The organism is Enterococcus sp. AZ196, assembly GCF_050498845.1.
GTDB lineage: Bacteria > Bacillota > Bacilli > Lactobacillales > Enterococcaceae > Enterococcus_A > Enterococcus_A murrayae.
Genome location: NZ_JBIPAM010000001.1, coordinates 2,851,072 through 2,869,182, shown reverse-complemented (window position 1 = coordinate 2,869,182; position 18,111 = coordinate 2,851,072). Strand labels below are relative to the sequence as shown.

At 35.1% G+C, this 18,111-nt stretch carries 19 protein-coding genes; 11 read left to right on the top strand and 8 right to left on the bottom strand.

Annotated elements, in window-relative coordinates; genetic code table 11:
* Positions 1-11: 11 nt before the first annotated feature.
* Complete coding sequence (locus tag IGI67_RS13835) at positions 12-821, bottom strand: RHS repeat-associated core domain-containing protein (protein ID WP_429958092.1); 810 nt, start codon at positions 819-821, stop codon at positions 12-14.
* A 346-nt stretch (positions 822-1,167) separates the two neighbouring features.
* On the opposite strand from IGI67_RS13835, the gene IGI67_RS13830 reads away from it, so the two are divergent.
* The 4 genes from IGI67_RS13830 to IGI67_RS13815 all read left to right on the top strand — a co-directional run bounded on the left by IGI67_RS13830 (position 1,168) and on the right by IGI67_RS13815 (position 4,332).
* Entirely contained in the window at positions 1,168-1,770 is a 603-nt protein-coding gene (locus IGI67_RS13830; protein ID WP_429958091.1) for a TetR/AcrR family transcriptional regulator, read from the top strand.
* A gap of 89 nt (positions 1,771-1,859) precedes the next feature.
* On the top strand, positions 1,860-2,573 hold the full coding sequence (locus IGI67_RS13825; RefSeq protein WP_429958090.1) for an ABC transporter ATP-binding protein: 714 nt from the start codon (positions 1,860-1,862) through the stop codon (positions 2,571-2,573).
* Complete coding sequence (locus IGI67_RS13820) at positions 2,566-4,101, top strand: hypothetical protein (protein ID WP_429958089.1); 1,536 nt, start codon at positions 2,566-2,568, stop codon at positions 4,099-4,101. The genes IGI67_RS13825 and IGI67_RS13820 overlap by 8 nt, the downstream gene beginning before the upstream one ends.
* Before the next feature lie 24 nt (positions 4,102-4,125).
* Positions 4,126-4,332, top strand: coding sequence for a DUF1648 domain-containing protein (locus IGI67_RS13815; protein ID WP_429958088.1), 207 nt, complete (start codon positions 4,126-4,128; stop codon positions 4,330-4,332).
* 573 nt (positions 4,333-4,905) lie between these two features.
* Here IGI67_RS13815 and IGI67_RS13810 read toward each other — a convergent pair.
* Positions 4,906-5,760, bottom strand: coding sequence for a helix-turn-helix domain-containing protein (locus IGI67_RS13810; RefSeq protein WP_429958087.1), 855 nt, complete (start codon positions 5,758-5,760; stop codon positions 4,906-4,908).
* A 211-nt stretch (positions 5,761-5,971) separates the two neighbouring features.
* On the opposite strand from IGI67_RS13810, the gene IGI67_RS13805 reads away from it, so the two are divergent.
* The 4 genes from IGI67_RS13805 (at position 5,972) to IGI67_RS13790 (ending at position 10,063) form a co-directional block, all read left to right on the top strand.
* On the top strand, positions 5,972-6,802 hold the full coding sequence (locus tag IGI67_RS13805; protein WP_429958086.1) for a hypothetical protein: 831 nt from the start codon (positions 5,972-5,974) through the stop codon (positions 6,800-6,802).
* Positions 6,781-8,241, top strand: a complete 1,461-nt coding sequence (locus tag IGI67_RS13800; protein WP_429958085.1) for a glucosaminidase domain-containing protein — start codon at positions 6,781-6,783, stop codon at positions 8,239-8,241. Before IGI67_RS13805 ends, IGI67_RS13800 begins: the two co-directional genes overlap by 22 nt.
* A 239-nt stretch (positions 8,242-8,480) precedes the next feature.
* Complete coding sequence (locus IGI67_RS13795; RefSeq protein WP_429956748.1) at positions 8,481-9,164, top strand: transposase; 684 nt, start codon at positions 8,481-8,483, stop codon at positions 9,162-9,164.
* Between the two features lie 17 nt (positions 9,165-9,181).
* The gene (locus IGI67_RS13790; protein ID WP_429956747.1) at positions 9,182-10,063 is read left to right on the top strand and encodes an IS3 family transposase; all 882 of its coding nucleotides are present in this window, start codon (positions 9,182-9,184) and stop codon (positions 10,061-10,063) included.
* Positions 10,064-10,428: 365 nt separating this feature from the next.
* On the opposite strand, the gene IGI67_RS13785 is transcribed toward IGI67_RS13790, so the two are convergent.
* The 6 genes from IGI67_RS13785 to IGI67_RS13760 all read right to left on the bottom strand — a co-directional run bounded on the left by IGI67_RS13785 (position 10,429) and on the right by IGI67_RS13760 (position 15,487).
* A complete protein-coding gene (locus IGI67_RS13785; RefSeq protein WP_429958084.1) occupies positions 10,429-11,274 on the bottom strand; it encodes a CPBP family intramembrane glutamic endopeptidase in 846 nt (281 codons plus the stop codon).
* A 30-nt stretch (positions 11,275-11,304) separates the two neighbouring features.
* Positions 11,305-11,517 (bottom strand): helix-turn-helix domain-containing protein, encoded by a 213-nt coding sequence (locus IGI67_RS13780; protein WP_429958649.1) that lies wholly within the window; start codon positions 11,515-11,517, stop codon positions 11,305-11,307.
* 19 nt (positions 11,518-11,536) lie between these two features.
* On the bottom strand, positions 11,537-12,055 hold the full coding sequence (locus tag IGI67_RS13775) for a DUF2975 domain-containing protein (RefSeq protein ID WP_429958083.1): 519 nt from the start codon (positions 12,053-12,055) through the stop codon (positions 11,537-11,539).
* A 53-nt stretch (positions 12,056-12,108) separates the two neighbouring features.
* Positions 12,109-12,603, bottom strand: a complete 495-nt coding sequence (locus IGI67_RS13770; protein ID WP_429958082.1) for a hypothetical protein — start codon at positions 12,601-12,603, stop codon at positions 12,109-12,111.
* 371 nt (positions 12,604-12,974) lie between these two features.
* On the bottom strand, positions 12,975-13,508 hold the full coding sequence (locus IGI67_RS13765; RefSeq protein ID WP_429958081.1) for a helix-turn-helix domain-containing protein: 534 nt from the start codon (positions 13,506-13,508) through the stop codon (positions 12,975-12,977).
* 791 nt (positions 13,509-14,299) lie between these two features.
* Positions 14,300-15,487, bottom strand: a complete 1,188-nt coding sequence (locus IGI67_RS13760) for an IS110 family transposase (protein WP_429956489.1) — start codon at positions 15,485-15,487, stop codon at positions 14,300-14,302.
* Between the two features lie 321 nt (positions 15,488-15,808).
* Between IGI67_RS13760 and IGI67_RS13755 the strand changes: the two genes are divergently transcribed.
* The 3 genes from IGI67_RS13755 to IGI67_RS13745 all read left to right on the top strand — a co-directional run bounded on the left by IGI67_RS13755 (position 15,809) and on the right by IGI67_RS13745 (position 17,921).
* Positions 15,809-16,009, top strand: a complete 201-nt coding sequence (locus tag IGI67_RS13755) for a DUF4177 domain-containing protein (RefSeq protein WP_429958080.1) — start codon at positions 15,809-15,811, stop codon at positions 16,007-16,009.
* Between the two features lie 561 nt (positions 16,010-16,570).
* On the top strand, positions 16,571-17,116 hold the full coding sequence (locus IGI67_RS13750; RefSeq protein WP_429958079.1) for a DUF6609 family protein: 546 nt from the start codon (positions 16,571-16,573) through the stop codon (positions 17,114-17,116).
* Between the two features lie 142 nt (positions 17,117-17,258).
* On the top strand, positions 17,259-17,921 hold the full coding sequence (locus IGI67_RS13745) for a 5'-methylthioadenosine/S-adenosylhomocysteine nucleosidase (protein ID WP_429958078.1): 663 nt from the start codon (positions 17,259-17,261) through the stop codon (positions 17,919-17,921).
* The last annotated feature ends 190 nt before the right edge of the window (positions 17,922-18,111 follow it).

Below are 18,111 nucleotides of genomic sequence, written 5' to 3'. Positions count from 1 at the left end.
TAAGTAGTTCTTCAACTGCTTCCTCCACTAAAATAGCTTTTCACGGTATTGTGAGAATTTCTTGCAAAACTTGTAACACCATTCCAAACATTACTAGCTACACGTGCCACTCCTTGGACTTTATTGCTCACCCATTTCTTCGCGCTGTTCACAAAATTGACAACAGGTTTTACGATATATTTATTTACTTTAGATGCAACTTTTTTAGCCGTCTTCTTCACACCAGACCATAATTTCTGGAAGAAATTCTTCTTATGGCCGGTCGGATCAGTATAATTGATCGGATTATTTTCCACATACGTATACCCATTTTGACTCAGTGGATTGTTTTCTTCTCCCTCATAGCTATCTTGTGTCAAGAAAGTACCGCTTTGGCTATCGTAATAACGGGCTCTTAGGTAATTATACCCCGTTATATCTTGCGCTTCACCTGTATAGCCATATGGATTGCCCGTTTCGTCCACTTCTTCTGGTGTACCGAATACAGAGTAACTATTGGTACTCTCTAGTTCACCGTCCTGCATCATGCCTGTCACACTGCTTCGGGCATCGGTCAGGTATTGATACTCGTCCCTCATCTTCTCGTTTGTGTAGCTGAGACGCTCGTTACCATAGGTATAGGTTTCACGAGATTTTATCTCGTCATCGCAGGTTTGAAGTACCTGCGTGTTTTCCTGATTGACGTCGTTGACATAGTTGCGTACTTCATAGTAATTATACGTATCTTCACGTATCGTATAAGGAATCAAAACATCTTTGACCTCAGACGCATAGGTGACCTCGCCTTCTCTAGGTCGATTGCCTAAACTTGGTGGATTCACTACAATGCCTTCTTCGTTTGCCCGGTCCTTTGCGATCTTTAACCATCTTCATACTATTCATTTTAAAAATATTCCTAAAAGCCCCAAAAATCTTATATACGTAACTACAAAACACATTAATCAAATAGTTCTATCTGCTTTATCAATATAAAAAAATTAGTTGTCCAAAGAAATTATTGATCATATAATTCAGCGATCATAGTTATCTTCAAGTTATACATCGTTCCTAAATTAAGGACTAGTTCACTTAAAATTTTCCTACAAAAAAATTTACTCTATCTTTATTTATAATACATATTGACACTTTGTCAGTCGTTATATATAATCATGAAAAAGGAGAATTAAAATGCGAGATATAAAAGAACCTGAAATTCGTAAAGCTGAAATTATGGATAGCGCATTTTTACTTTTTGTAGAAAAAGGATATATAAACACAACAACACAAGATATTATTGAAAAAGCTCATATTTCAAGAGGATTGCTTTATTATCATTTTAAAAATAAAGAAGACATTTTGTATTGTATAGTTGAAAGGCATTCGAAACCTTTATTAGAAAATTTATATAGCCTTTCGTACGATCCTAATAAATCAGCTATCCAAAAAATTAGAGATTTTTTCTCAATTACTATGATATCTCCTGAAGATATTACAAACGAAACGATAGAACTGCAAAATGCCTTTAACCTTGAGCAAAACCAGTATCTTATGGATAAATTTTCTCATAATTTAATTGAAAAATTAACAGAATATTTTTCGAACATTCTTGAACAAGGTAAAAGGGAGGATGTGTTAGAAGTTGAATTCCCACTAGAAACATCATATTTGCTTATTACGGCCTATGTATTCGCATCTAATAATACAAATATCAAAAGTAATGGAAGTTTTCAACTTAAATCTTTTAAATTAATTTTGACAAGAGTACTTAAATGTGAAGGGCTATTCGAATAATTATTATATAAAAACCGATAGGATACTCTCCATCGGTTTTATATTAAACGCAAACTGACATTTTGTCAGTCAAGGAGGAGAAATTTAATATGTTAACTATAAAGAATTTAAGAAAGATATACAAAGGGACGACAAAGGGAATTCAAGACCTTTCCTTAACAATAGAAACTGGAGATATTTGTGCTTTTATTGGGGCAAACGGGGCAGGAAAAACAACTACCTTGAAATCCATAGTAGGTATTCATCCTTATAATAAAGGAGAGATTATTCTTAATGGCGTAGACCTACAAAAAGATTCTAAGAAATTTAAGATGATGCTAGGATATTCTCCAGATAATCCAGATATTTATGAAAATTTGCGGGGCTATGAATATTTAAACTTTATTAGTTCAATGTACAATGTTGATCAACACGTTTTTGTGAATGAAGTAAAGTATTTAGCAGAACAGTTAGACTTAAATGAAAATTTGAGTCAGTTGATTTCAAACTATTCTCATGGTATGAAACAGCGGTTAGTTTTAATTTCAATTTTTCTTCATAGTCCGGACTTAATTGTTCTAGATGAGCCATTTGTTGGTTTAGATCCAAATGCTTCTTACTTTTTAACCAATGAACTGCAAAAAAGAGCAGCTAAAGGAGCAAAAATCATTTATTCTACTCATGTATTAGAAGTGGCTGAAAAAATCTGTAATCGAGTTGTATTGATCGATCAAGGAGAGGTGAAAGTCAACGGTTTGATGAAAGAATTGGTTGCCAAAGAATCCTTAGGGGAACTGTTTAGGAGGGTTACAATTCATGAATAAGCAAATGAAAACATTAATTCAGGTACGCTTAAGAAATCAATTTGAATGGTCAAAGCTCTCTGATAAGAATATGACGATAAGAACGCACGCTTTACTCACAACAATTGGCTATCTTGTAGCACTCGTCTTAGTCATCGGCTATATTATTTCTCTACCTTATCAAATGAATCAAGAGCTTCAATTAGACAAGGTCAATCCTTATGTGGCATCTATACTGTTTTGGATTTCGGGAATTTGGACATTATTATCTGGAGTCAAAAATATTTTAGTTGGGTTCGACCATGATCAACTATTTGTTTTACCAATCAAAAAATGGCAAGCTAAACTTGTAAATATTATTTCTTCATACATCATTCAGCTGATTCTTTGTAGCGTAATTTTGTTCGGCGTTCAAATTCCTTTGTATTTCTTTCAGCCATTCCCGTTGATTCATTTATTAATTGTTGGGATTTATGTGATTATGATTCCGTTACTTGCAATTGGTTGTAGTATAGTTGTCTCAATATTGGTTAAATTATTTCTCTTTTTTTTGAATTTTAGGAGTACTTTTATTGAGGCTATTTTGGCATTGGGTATTTTTATTTCACCACTCGTATATGCTTATGTGACTGTTCCATTCAATTCGAAAGCAGGAATAATCAACACATCATTTTTACCCATTTCATTGTTGGAAGTAGTTACGGAAAATAACTGGTTAAAAATCATTCTTTTATTTGCTACAGTGCTCATTGCATTTAGCGGGTTGTGTTTAATGATCGTAAAAAAATACGATTCATTAGCAATGCTTTTCGGAGTGAAACCAGCAGTTAATAAGCATTATGTTTTGAAGGTTCGTCCTATATTGGTAGCACTTTTCAAAAAAGAAATTAGTCGTTATTTTTCTTCCTTCACCTACGTGGTTAACACGCTTATTTCACCTATTGCATTATTTGTGATAGCAGTTGGTTTAGCAATGGGCTTGTTACCTAAGTTTTCACCCGTTGTAATTGATTCGCTTAATTTAACGATGACAAGCTCCTTTATATATTTTATTATTTTTCTTGTGTGTCTAACTTTAACAACAACGACATCATGTAGCTTTTCATTTGAAAGAAAAAATGTTTGGATCATCCAAAGCTTACCGGTTTCGATAAAAGAGCTAAGCATTGCTAAAGGGTTACTGAATATTTTATTATTTCTTCCTGGCTTGATGGCGGCAAGTGTGGCTTGCTGGAGTGCTTTGGGTTTGAGAGGATTCGATTTTATCATCCATATCTTCTTTTTATTGACAAGCTTGCTATTCATATCATCCTTAGGTTTAGCAATTAACTTAAAATTTCCTAATTTCAATTGGTCTAACGAGATGGTAGTTGTTAAACAAAGTATGGCTATTATTATAACTGCTGTACTTAGTATGATACTCATTTCATTATCAGCAGCAGGTTCTCTTATTTTTGGTACATTAGGTGTAACAATTCTAGCCATAGTAGAACTTTTAGCTGTCGTACTCATTGTAATAAAAATTAAAAAAGTGCATTATTTACAATAGAAAATCGCAAACGGAGATAAGATTATGAACAAACCTATTTTTAAAGACTTAATCATTTTATTACTGCTAATTCTCATAATACTTTTTGCGTGTTTATTCTTGCCCATAAAAATACCTATTCACTTTAACATGAAAGGGGAAGCTGATACGATAGTTAATAAATATTTTCTTATACTGTTTGTGATTATTCCATATTTAGCTTACTGGAAATTTTTACGTAAAAAAAAGTAAGTTATTCGGCAGCTACATCAATCGAGTAACTCATTCAATACTTTTTCTTTTGGGTATACAGGTCATTTTTCTCTAAGTACTACAACATTACTTGGTGAGATTTAGGAGAAGAAATACATCATAGAAAGATTCTTTAACTGTGCTAAATAATTTTTTTAGCTATAGAACAATGATGCCACTAAACAAGAAAAAAATTATGACAGAATTTTTTTCTAGCTCCTACATTTTCAATGCTTTCTACCAAGATTTTTTAAATAGTACTGCCACCTCAGAAACCCAAATTGAAGATTTAAAGACTAGACTTAAGGCTACTAGCTACACTTTATTTTCTTACTATTTCGCTAGATTCAGAAGGGCAAAAATTGTATTGTTACAACGACTAGCTCCTTTATCTCCACAAACGTTGGACATGTCACACTTAATGTTCCGAGATTAGCCAAAGTCTTGCTATCTTGTGAGTTCCTCGGGGCACAAACAAAACGAAATGTCCAATAAAAGAAGTCAACAGCGACGTTAGGAGAACGTAATGGCTGTTGACTTCTTTTTTAGTGTTATTTTGTTAGACATTCGCTTTTATTTCTCAAACCATTCATAATACTCATCAAAGGTTGTTTCTGCATACAGCTTCAATAACTCAGGACGTAGTGACTGGAACACTTGTATTAATTCATTTCCTCCAAAAAAATTCGAGAAACGTTTTCCTGTCAATTCTTCAGACAAACCAGAAATAAGTTGTTCTGTTTCATCATCATCTGCAAGAATATTAATTAACCTCCCAACAAGATACCCATCATCAAAAGAAATTTCTTTCTCTTTTAATGTTCCTTCATAATAGATTTCTACAGCAGCCATAACCTGTTCAGTATCACCATAATCAAAATCTCTGGTCGCCTCATAGTATCCCATAACTTCGGAACTAAGGAAGATACTTGCATCTTCTTTCTTACTATCATCTAAAGCGGTATGCTCGTTAAGATAGTTTAGCGCCAGTAATTGAACATATTCTCTTAACAATTTAATATGAATTTCTGCATAACAATCATCTATAAACTCTTCTACAGGATAACCAAAATCTGTTTCCCATCCCGGATTTTTGAAGTCTCCAATTAAAAAGTCTTCTTTTATTTTTAGTGGTACATCGGGGTGATCCTTTAACAAAGCTTCTTGTCCTCGTAATAGTAAATATTCTTTGATATATTCTTCTATCTCACCAAAATAAAACCAGCCGACTGGTTTACCACTCAGCTCTGAAACTTTTTCCACGACTTCTAAGGATGCTAAAGAATACCCTCGAACATAAGAATTGATGGTTGGCTTAATTAATCCCAAACGATTGCCATATTCACTAAAAGAAAGACCTAGTTCATCCTTCACTTCTCTCAAACGGCTGCCAACTTGCTCTTTATTCGGTTTTAATAGTCCAAACATCTTTAATTCCCCCTATATCATTTCATGTTATCTAATGCTGCTTCATATCGCTTCACCCTTGATTATAGCACATCGTTTATAATTTCGTATATATTTTTCTCAAAAAGTGTTGACATCGTATATAGATTCGTATATGATAAAATCGTAGAGGTACCACTACAAATTTTTTAACTAAATCGTATACAAAAAACGTATAAATAAAGAGGCCGACATGGCAGTAAAAATCAATGATTTAACCTTACCAAAAGAAAAACTAGAAACAGAGTATCAAGTTGTGCAAGTCACTCGCTGGCAAAAAGATGGAGAAGTATTGGGTTGGACGTATGAATGTGTCCTTCCGAAGCTCCGATTTGAAAAAATCAGCGTCAAAGTGAAGAGTGATACCCCCGTTATCACGAAAGAAGCACTAGATGAACAAGGCATGGCAATTATTCGCTTCGATAACCTTGTGATTACAACGTTGGGGGCGTGTGAACAGACAATTTGTGAGCTATGGACTAGCTGCGATTGCCAACAAAGCCACACTCCTTCCAAACAAATGATCGAATACTTCACCGCTCATGACGTTCTTGAAAAAGTAGAGGGGCTAAATTCCCTCTCTACTTTAAACAAGTGGGCAAACTTTATTCAAAAAGAGTGCGATTATCAATTTCACTATGATTACATTCCATTTTCTAGTCGCACTAGATCAAAAAGAATGACGAACCACCGTAAAACCAGATTGTTTTCACTGGAAGAAATTCAAAAATTTCAAAAAGTAGTAGAACTGATCCCGACATTGGACAGAGACATTTCTTTGCGCAAACTTTTTGATACGCAGCACCGTTTAAATACCATGCAGCATAGTGAATTAATGACTGAAATCATCCAACAAGTTAATGGCACGTTGGCAAATAAAGATGAACTGCTTCAAGTATTAACGAAAAAGTACCAACAATTGGAAAGAAGCTATCAAATATTGGAACAACGCCTAATTCAACTTGAAGGAACATTCACCACACAAGAGCAGACTTCCAGCGGGTGGTTTCGACGGAAGCGGTAGAGCCCTCAAAGACAGATACAACGCCTGAAGCGAAGCCCAACACTAGTAATAACAATGGAAGTCAAAACAATGTACCGAAAGGGCAAGTTACAAGTAATTCAGCACAAAAACCGACGGTAAATGTTCCAGCAACGAGCAATGAACAGCAGTTACCCTCTCGCGAACCTGAAGGAGAAGCGGCCGCAGATGTCCGTATTACTTCCAATCAAGCGACACCAACTTTCAGTAACGACGTACAAACAGCTATTATTCAAGAAGCGTATCGTCATCGTGGCAAACCCTACGTTTGGGGCGCTAAAGGGCCCAATGCTTTTGACTGTTCTGGACTCACTTATGCGGTTTACGCGAATGCGACTGGCCATAACATCGGTGGTTGGACCGGCGATCAGCAATATGCTGGAACACAAATTCCCGTCAGTGAAGCCCAGACCGGTGATTTATTGTTCTGGGGAGCACCAACAAGTGTCACAACACATGTCGCAATTTATAGTGGTAACGGGCATTATATCCATACACCACAACCAGGCGACGTAGTAAAAATTGGTAGCATTAGTGCTTTCACACCAACATTTGCGGTTCGAGTGAATATCGCTGGGTTGCCTAAGGCAACGACTTCATTAGCAAATGCATTTGGTGAATACAGCACAAATCAACCATTCATTTTTAATAAAAATCAAACAACCGATCAATTTATTAAGAAGATTGGGGAAACGTCCCGTGAAATTGGACAAAAGAACGGCATTTACGCTTCTGTCATGATCGCACAAGCCATTTTGGAAAGCGGGTCTGGAAACAGCTCTTTAGCCAGCGCACCAAACTATAATCTTTTTGGAATTAAAGGGAAATACAAAGATCAAACGGTTACCTTCCAAACGTTAGAACAAGATACTCTCGGAGCAAGTTTCCAAATTACTTCTGAGTTTAGAAAGTATCCTTCTTACAAAGAATCACTGGAAGACTACGCAAAATTAATCAAAAAAGGAATCTCTGGTAATACAACTTTCTACAAAGCTGCTTGGAAAGAACAAACAGCGTCCTACAAAGACGCTACGAAGCACCTACAAGGACGTTACGCGACAGATAAGCAATACGCAGAAAAATTGAATGCGATCATCAAAACGTACAAATTGACAACCTTTGATCAAGGGAAAAAAACAACGATTACAACGACTGATTCTAAGGTTAAAGATCCTCAAACCAGTTTTAAGACAAAAGATGACCTTCAATCAAAATTGATTGCTATCAGCATGAATGATCCACGAGTTCCTCATACCATGTCTACAGTACAATTCGTGAATCTCTTTCGTGGAGATAGCCTGATCGCTTTAGCAATGACCGCATTGCCGACTAGTGGGACACCTAACAATTCATTATTAACTGCCTCTTCTATCTATGTTCCTTTGAACAATGGATTATTGGCGATCATCCCTCCAAAATAATCCTATAAAGGCCAGTCTATTGAAGTTGTGACAAACAAATTCAATAGACTGGCCTTTAGCTATATGATTTAGCTTCTGAACGCAACATAATCTAAGTGTGTTACATTCACAACTGTCTGTTTTTAGGAATTTTTCTGTATACGAAAACTACATTTTAATAAAACACCGACATTCATCATTGATATGCTACCCCTAACTAGGACAAAGAAACAATTAAATCTTAGTTAGGGGTTTTTAGTATGGGAAAAAGAAAGATGTCAGGGACTCCAGTAGAACGAGTGGCTATTGTTGAACAGTGTTTAAATGGAGAGATTAGTAGAAGCCAAGCTGCTCAGAAAGCTCAAGTAAGCATTAGAACGATTCGCAGGTGGTGTATTCTCTATGAAAATGAAGGACCAACTGGATTGCTCGCTACCAAGAAAAATAAGCATTATTCTAAAGATCTAAAATTGACAGCTGTTCGGGATTACTTAGATGGTAACAGAGGCCTTGATCAAGTTGCTCAAAAATATGGTTTAAGAAGTGAAAGGCAACTTCGAGACTGGATTAGGATATATAATACTCATGGAGACTTCAAATCAGAAAGTGGTGGAAGTAAAGTGAGACAAACAAAAAAATTCAGTCTAGATGAACGAATCGAAATGGTCCTCTATTGTATTGCCAATGAGTATGATTATAGCGGGACAGCTGTTAAGTACCAAGTGAACTATGCCAATTTATACCAATGGGTCAAACGATATGAAGAAAAAGGCAAAGCTGGTTTAGAAGATCGGCGAGGGCGACGCAAAGCCAAGCAAGTTAGCCGAACGCCTGAAGAAGAAGCGCAGATCAAAATCGCCCAACTGGAAGAACAAGTAAAGGACCAACAGATGGAGATTGATTTATTAAAAAAAGTCAGGGAATTAGAAAGGAGGGATCACTAGGACAAGTCCGAAAAATCGTGTCTTACGAAGCAATCAAAGAGCTTCACGAGGAAAAAGGCTATGCCATTCTCCCAATGTGTAAACTTTTACAGGTTACCCGTTCTGCTTATCTTCGTTGGATCAAACATCCGTATAGCGAACGAACAGTGGAAAATATGGAATTAGCCAAAGTAATCCGAACGATTCATGACGACCATCCAGAAAAAGGCTATCGCAGTATAAATAATACACTGAATCGAGAACATGATATCCATGTAAATGACAAACGCGTCTTGCGGATCTGCCGACACGAAGGCATTCAGTCAACGATTAAACATTCAGCCAACAGTATCACGAAACGTGCGAACCAACCCTATCATGTTGCCGAGAATATCCTAGATCGGAAGTTTACTGCTGAAGCGCCGAATCAAAAATGGCTGACCGATGTCACGGAGTTCAAATATTATGTGGGACCTGAAGTGAAGAAACTTTATCTAAGCGCCATTTTAGATTTGTATGATCGTCGTATCGTCTCTTACGTGATTCGGGATACGAATGACTTGAACCTTGTTTTTGATACCTTCGATCAAGCAGTTGCCCTTGAACCAGACGCTCATCCGCTCTTTCATAGTGATCGCGGCTTTCAATATACCCATGTGAATTTTTACAAGAAAATCGTTAAAGCAGAAATGACGCAAAGCATGTCTCGAGTAGGAAAATGTATTGATAACGGACCAATGGAAGGCTTTTGGGGGATTCTCAAACGCGAACAGTATTACGGCAGAAAATTTATCAGTCGCGACGAATTGATGACAATGATCGATTCTTATATCGACTACTATAACAATGGTCGCTATCAACGAAAACTGCACATCTTAACACCGATGGAATACCACAACCAATACTACGAAGCAGCTTAATGATTGTTTAGACGCTTCTTCAAATAGAAAAAAGCTGCCTTTCGCTAACCGAAAAGCAGCTCATAAACTCTTTAAATATTTCATTGTCCTATTGACGGGGTGCCCACCACATTTAGTATCGTTTTCTGCATTATTTCCATTCCTGATTAGAAAAAGTAAACTAGAATAGCAAATATGGAAAGCACCAAATTACTAATCAGAAACCATCTTTGTGTATCTTTTAAATTCTTCCAACCTTTCCAAAATATAGCACATCCTATTAGAGAAGCAATAAGCCATAAACAAGTTGTAAGTAGATAGTCCACATGATCTTCCTTCCTAAATGTCTAATTTATATTTTGAATCATCCTCTTTGTTTAAAACCATTAAGCACTAACTTTATTTAATTTTCCGTTATCCTTGCTCATTTGAAACAAGGTTATACACACCAAGGCCATCAAAACTAAAATCAAAATCAAAGAACCATCATCAACACTACCAGCCAAAAAATTAGCCTTAGATGTAAACAGGGTGCTGAATAGCGTCTTTCTTCCAGTTTCACCAATTCCTGCAATAGCGGTATATACAAAATTATGAGAAAAATGAGCGCTTACTACAAAGATCAAACTATGTGTACGTCTCATCAATAAACTAAATAGAATACCGAATGCGAATCTTTCTATAAAAGCTAATCCTCCTTCTTCTAATCCACCATGCATAAAAGCAAACATTGTCGAGGAGGATAGTATTCCCACAACTGAGCCAAATTTAGAAAATGCGGTATCAATAAGGCCACGAAATGTACATTCTTCTACAACAGCAACTGCTAAATAAGCAAAGAAACTAATAACAAATACTTCCAAATTGAATCCATTATACATAATCTCAAGTTGCCCTAAATACCAACAAATCAATGCCCATACGCCATTCGTTACTAATCCAATAATGAATCCCGAGGTGATCTTTGATAGGAGTCCTTTGCCAAATAGAAAATCCATATTTTGAAGTCGATCTTTAGAAAAACTATAGTTACCTATAAAACGAGTAACCACTATGGATAACGTACATGCTGCCGCACAGTACAGTCCATATCCTAATATTTTATTGTTCGGAAATAAATTTAAAAACAATAAATTCATACCAACAATACTCACGAAAAAGTTCACTATACTTACCAGAACTACCCAAAGCACCCGAACTTCGTTATTCTTATCTTTTAGAATTACTTTCATTTTCCAACTCCCCATTTCCCATCATTCTAACTATTCAACTTCATCTTCGACGTATTCCAAAATGTCTCCAGGCTGACAATTTAATTCTCTGCAAATCGCATCCAACGTACTGAAACGAATTGCCTTTGCTTTTCCTGTCTTCAAAACAGACAGGTTTGTCGTAGTCAGCCCTATTGCTTTAGCCAATTTTTTTGAACTCATTTTATGTCTTGCTAGCTCCACATCTAAATTTACTCGTATCATCACTGTACACGATCCTTTCCTAAATTGTGAACTCATTCTCTTCCGCAATTTCATTCGCTCGTTCCCATACTTTCGCAAAAGCGAAGATGATCAACGCTGTGATAAAATAGCCGATATCGAACATATACAGTTCGCTAGTCACTCCTACATAATTCATTGCTAATGATGGCAATGAAGAAAGGATGGATAGGCTTCCGACTAATAGAGCTACTTGTTTTAACCTCACAACATTTTCACCAACGAATAAATTATCATTCTTTAATTCTTTGAATATTTTGCCTGATAGTCGGAATACTACAATCAAAATGACAAAAACCAATAAAACGGCCAAAATTGTTAACGGTGAACGTAAGGCCTCTAAGTTTTCTAAGGTTCCGATACCATTGGCCTCGACCTGTACATTCTCTGTAATAAAATCTAAATTGACAAAATTCATACCTACGCCAAAAATAGTGACAGCGGCAACTCCTGCGATCATAATTCCCATACCAATTGTGAATAAACCTTGCAATAATCCAAATAAGCTTTTACTTTTCATTTTCTTTTCCTCCATTTTAAATAGACTTTTCATTTCGTTTTGCTTTTATCTGATTAAACTAACTCATTTGCGCGATCCCACACTTTTGCAAAAGAGAGTAGTAATAATGCAACAATTAGATACCCAAGATCAAACATATAGCCACTTCCTATTCCTGAGTGATTCATCAAAAATGTTGGTAGCGAAGATAGGATCGAAAGACTACCTGCTAATAATGCAATACACTTCATCTTTTCAACGTTTTCGACAACAAAAATTTCATTCTGTTTCAACTTCTTAAAAATCAAACTCGATAAACGAGAGATACCAATCAAGATTGCTAAAATTAGCAGAACCGACAGGATCATTAGAGGCGAACTCGCTGCCTTTAATGCCTCTAAATTTCCAGCACCCTGAACATCAATCGTTGACTGAGCAGCAATCTTTTCCAAATTCAGCAAATTCATCCCAACACCAAACCCACTTACAGCAACAAACCCTACAGACAAGATTCCAGTACCAATAGTAAACAACCCTTGTAACAACCCAAACAAATGTTTATTTTTCATTTTTCTTTCCTCCAAATCTTTTATCTGAACCTAAGTATACACTCTATTTTTCGTAAGTCAACATTTTATTTTCGTTTTTCGATAATTTTTATATCCTAAACATATATTTATTGTTAAAATACGTTAATACCAAAGTGATCTAGGTATAGGAAAGTTTCGAATTGAAAAGAAAAACAGCATACATTGAGATGTATGCTGCTACTTACTATTTCACGAACGTAACAGAATCCCCTTGTGTTGCGTTCATAAATTTCTATTTTTATCAAAAATTCGTCACTCATATTGTTTATCGTATCGTATAGAATTGGTTCGATCAACTCAGAATCTCATCAAAAGAAAACCTCAATAATTGTTATTCGACCTATACCCAATCACGAATAATAAGCAAATAAGAAACCTGAAATCAATCCGATTAAAATTAATCCTAATACAATAAAAACCACTTTTTTTGTAGAAATTTCCTTGTGCTTACTTTTTTGTATTTGTCTTTTGTAATTTTCAAATATACTAATGGACGCTAAGTTTAATACTCCTAAAACTAGAACAAGTAATGAGGCTATCCATCGAACATTGAGATTGATTGCCTCTCCAAGCTCAAAGATAAAACTCATTATAACAACGATTCCACTTATTCCAAAACTTATCCCTGATATCCATTTACTAGCTTTTCTTAAATTTTCTTCTGCTTCAATTTTTTCGATCATTTTTCTATCTCCTTTTAATAAATTGTCCAGAGAGAGACCATAAACATCACTCATTAAAATAACGCTCATTACATCAGGTAAACTTCTTGAATTTTCCCAACTAGAGATAGTTTGCCGAGAAACATGTATCTTTTCTGCTACCTCTTCTTGGGTATAATTTAGTTTTTTTCTTTGCAGTTGCAACTGAGAACCAATGTTCATGACTTCCTCCTTAGAAATAGATTAATTTACTTTAGGTTTTTCCTCTATCAAGAGTACTTTACATTCCTACATTTATCAACGTAAAGAACCTCTTACATTGATTTAATCCATTTAAAAGGGATTGAAGTTTAGTAAAATCAGCTCAAAATTAAAAAATTTACAGCTCTAAATGACGGCAAAAGAACAAAAATTTATTTCCATCGATAGAAATATGTCAATAACAAAAGAACAATCCTAGGCAAGCTTGCTCGAGAAGAATTAACAATTGAAATACAATCCTTTCCTTTAAATGGAGGATGATAGTTCAAGAATATCAATAAATTTCATGTGTCTACCTGCGGTATACCCAAAAGTTACACGTATAGGATCATTTTAGATATCCAGAAAATGAATGATTGTTTCTTATTCGTATTCTGCATCAATCATAAATATAACTTGATGACTATATTGATTCTCGCAGCGGGTTCTTTTTTCTGCTAGCCCCAATTACTGAAGCTGTGATATTCCTTCCGATTGCATACTTATTTTGATAGTTCTTAGAAACTATTGTTTCCTTTCCTGTCTTCTTTTCTCTCTATGTTAAGAAAATCAACCCCAGTAGAAAAAATAGTTTCGATTTAGACATATATTAAAACTAATTTGCTAAAATTCTTTTTATTAAAGGAAAGACTAACTATATAGAGTCAAGTGAAAAATAGCTAAATAAAAAAAATATTTTATAACAATTAAGTCTAAAAATGAGTGCAACAAATAGACCTTCCACTATTAGATTTTTTTTGATTGTTCAATAGCTAATCGGAAACAATCTTATAAGGTTCATTTTTAGTCAAAATAGCATGGATTACATAACAAAGCTTACGAGAAACAGCACCTAAGGCCGTCAGATGATGCTTACCTTCAGAAATTTTTTTCTGATAAAACGCGCGAAAAACAGGATCACATTGAGAAGCAACCAGAGCAGCTGAAAACAGGGCTTTTCGTAAGTAAGGAGATCCACGCTTGCTCATAACATTATGTGTTGCTTCATATTGCCCCGATTGGGACACAGAAGCGTCTATGCCAGCATAAGCAACCAGTTTTTTCGGATTAGAAAATTTGTGAATGTCTCCAATTTCACCAAGAATAGTCGCGCCATTTATGGGACCGATTCCAGGGATTGTGAGAATAACGGAGTCTAAATCGCTCATTATGCGCTTAATTTCTTTTTCAGTCTCCTTTACTTGGCTTTCGATGAATTTCAATTGTTCAATCATGGAGCGTAATTGAAATGTAAAAGCTTCTTGAGCAAATTTTACTCCAAAGGAGTTAGAAGCTGCTTGCTTCAATTGATCTGCTTTCTCTGGCTTTATTCGGTTTCTGCTTAACTCAGCTAAATATTGAGCCAACGTTTCTGCCGAAATTTCTTCTAGCTCTACAGGAGAACTAAACTCAAGCAATAACTCTTTAGACGCTTTTCCGAAAATACTTTGTTTGGTAAAAATTGATGTATATTCAGGAAACACTTGATCTAGTATAGTTATGATTTTTCGTTTGAAGTCGCTTACGGTACCTACTAAATAGGTTCGGTAACGTGAAAGTTGTTTTAACGAAAAAACATTTTCATCAGACAATACTGTTTCTACAAAGGAACCATAACGCATTAAGTCTGCAATCAAAACAGAATCAATAATATCATTTTTTCGTTTTCTGATTTCTGTTCCTTTGCGCCAGCCATCGGTTTGAAGAGGATTCACAACGTGAATCAAAAAGTCTGATTCGTGGAGGTATGAAAAGATAGAGAGCCAATAATGCCCTGTAGCCTCCATTCCGACAACAAAGTCAGCGGGAGTCTCTGAATATTTTGAAATCCGCTCAATCAGTGAGTCAGCTCCTTCAGTAGTGTTAGGGAAAGAAAAACCTTTTAATATTACCTTACCTTCTTTACTCATTAAAGAAGCTACGTGGGTTCGCTTGCCGATATCAATTCCTAAGAAGTACATGCATTTGACCTTTCTAAAAAAATATTTTGGATTGAAATCCACTCAACTGAAAAGCGTCACTACCTTGTACGAGATACGGAGTAAAGCAAAAACTTTCAACATCTAACTCATACGTGATCCACTTATCAGAGAGAGGTGCCAGTCTTTCGATTACGAGCTTCAAAAACTCAAGGAGTAAACGGCATAGCCTCTCAATCCAATAAATATATTATCTCAAAATGAATGAGTTAATACCAAATTTAAATAACGATGGTTCATAGGGTTATCCAATCAAAACCGGAAGGTTAAAACCCTAACTCTAATATACAAGGAGTAATAGAAATGTACGAATATAAAACTGAAGTACTGTATACGAAAACTAAATGGACTACTGACAAAGCGGAAGAAAGTGACATACTCGAGTTAAATGATCTATTTAACGAACGCTCACAAGAAGGTTGGGAGCTTGTCACATATTCCTATATGTCAACTTCACTTCAATTCAAAGGTGCCACTTTAATTACTTTCAAAAGAGAAAAATAGAAGCTGTGGTGTCTTTTTTTGGCACCATTTTTTCTTTTCTATTTCTACTTGATAGCGCCCCATACACGTGACCTTTTTCCTGTAATTCTTCCTATAACTGAACTTTTTGCTTTCTTCAAAATAAACAAAAATATATGCTTTTTCTGATTGAATTCTCCCGTACAAATCACTATACTTAACACTATGAATAGGTGGTGATTTTTTGAATCTAAAACAAGCTAATTTGGGCATTATTATTACAGCAACTATCTTATCATTCTTTTTCTGTCTTTCTTTATATACTTCCAATTGGTACTTTCTTGTAGGGGCAACAGGTGCGTTTGCAATGCTTTTTTACTATATTTCATGTCGAGTTGCTGCAAAACGAAAATCCTCATAAATTATTTTTCATTTAAGTCTCAGTTTTGAGACTTTTTTACTTTATAGCCCCAACTAATGGAGCTTTTTCCTACTTTATTTCTTCCCACAATTCCTCCGTTTGTGTAAGTCCATATCATTTAATAATTACCACACTCACTTCGTGATTTTTTGATATAATCCTTTTAGAAAGAAGGTTGCATTATGAAAAATGAGACATTATACGTTTATCCTCGACAACTTATTAATGGCATATGGCTAGTAATTGCCGGCATTTCTACACTAACGCTATTAATTCCTTTAAGAACTAGCTCTGGCGTTATTCCTAATCCAATACTATTTATAATTATTTATAGCCTAGGTATGTTTTGGCAATTGAATAAAAGAACAAGAAATAAATATGCTCTTCATAAAGGCACCAAAAAGCAAAATACTTGGTCAAACATCGGGTTGTTATTACTCACCGCAATGATAGTTCTTGCTACGATCCCACTAGTAGGCCAAAAGGTAGTATTCGCTTCCCAAATTATTCTTACTTGGAAAATGGTATTTTTAGCAGTCAGTGTTCATTTTTTAGCTTTCATACCTGTACACGGTAAAATTATGTTAGTACTATCAATCCTGACAGTATCTAATGTATTGATTAATTATTTTTTTATGTTACCTATAAATCAACTATTTGTAATAGACGGCCTTTTCAAAATCACTTTGGGAATTGTTACGATAAAAATTAGTCCCACTAATTTTTGATTCATAATTAATATAAAGAAACTGTCTAACCAACAGTCTCTTTATTTTTTTCCGTGATCTCCTCCGTTTGTGGACTTTTTCATTCGCATCTTTCAATAATTTTTATGGTACAATTTTCTAAAATCATCTTGGAGGATCTATTATGAAAATTGGAATTATTTCTGCTATGGATTTGGAAATCCAACCGTTAATAGAAAGACTAGCTCCTGTACAAATATTCGAATATCTAAGTAGAAAATTCTATGTTTCAAAACAAGGTGTCCATCAATTTGTTTTACTTTGTTCCGGTCAGGGCAAAACAAATAGTTCCATTTTTACTCAAGTATTAATTGATAAATTTTCTCCAGATCTGGTTCTTAATATCGGTATTTGTGGAGGAATATCTTCTAATTCTTCTTTATCAGATATTTATCTCGGTAAGAAGTATTGTCATTACGACATTCGAAAAAAGCAATCGCAACTTAAATTTCCCTATCAACTCTTTTACGAAGCGGATAAAGATGTAATTCATTCGTTCTCAAAACATGATCCTTCATTAAAAAAGGGTATTTTTGGTACAGGTGAAGGTTTCGTCACCACGTATAAACAAAGGACATCTTTAATAAATGACTTTCACATTGATTGTGTTGACATGGAATCAGCTTCAATAGCCCAATGTTGCTTTTTGAATAAAATAAGCTTTTTATCCATACGTATTGTTTCTGACAAGGCCAATTCACAAGCTGTCAATATTGGAGAAATGGAGCAAAAAATGTTGATGTCAAAAATCTTTAATCTAATCTGTTTAATTTACAAAATAGAATAAGCTTTTCTATTTTGTAAATTAATTCATGCATTTCTACGTGAAACATACTAATATGGACTTGTAAGAAAATTGACGGATTTTCTTGCCGCTATAGCTTTCTAAGCTATAGTTAGAAGTGAAAGAAAGCTCGGATCTTGGGGCTGGATCGTAGAATCCCAACGTGAAACTGGGCTTCTTCACTTTCATTTCC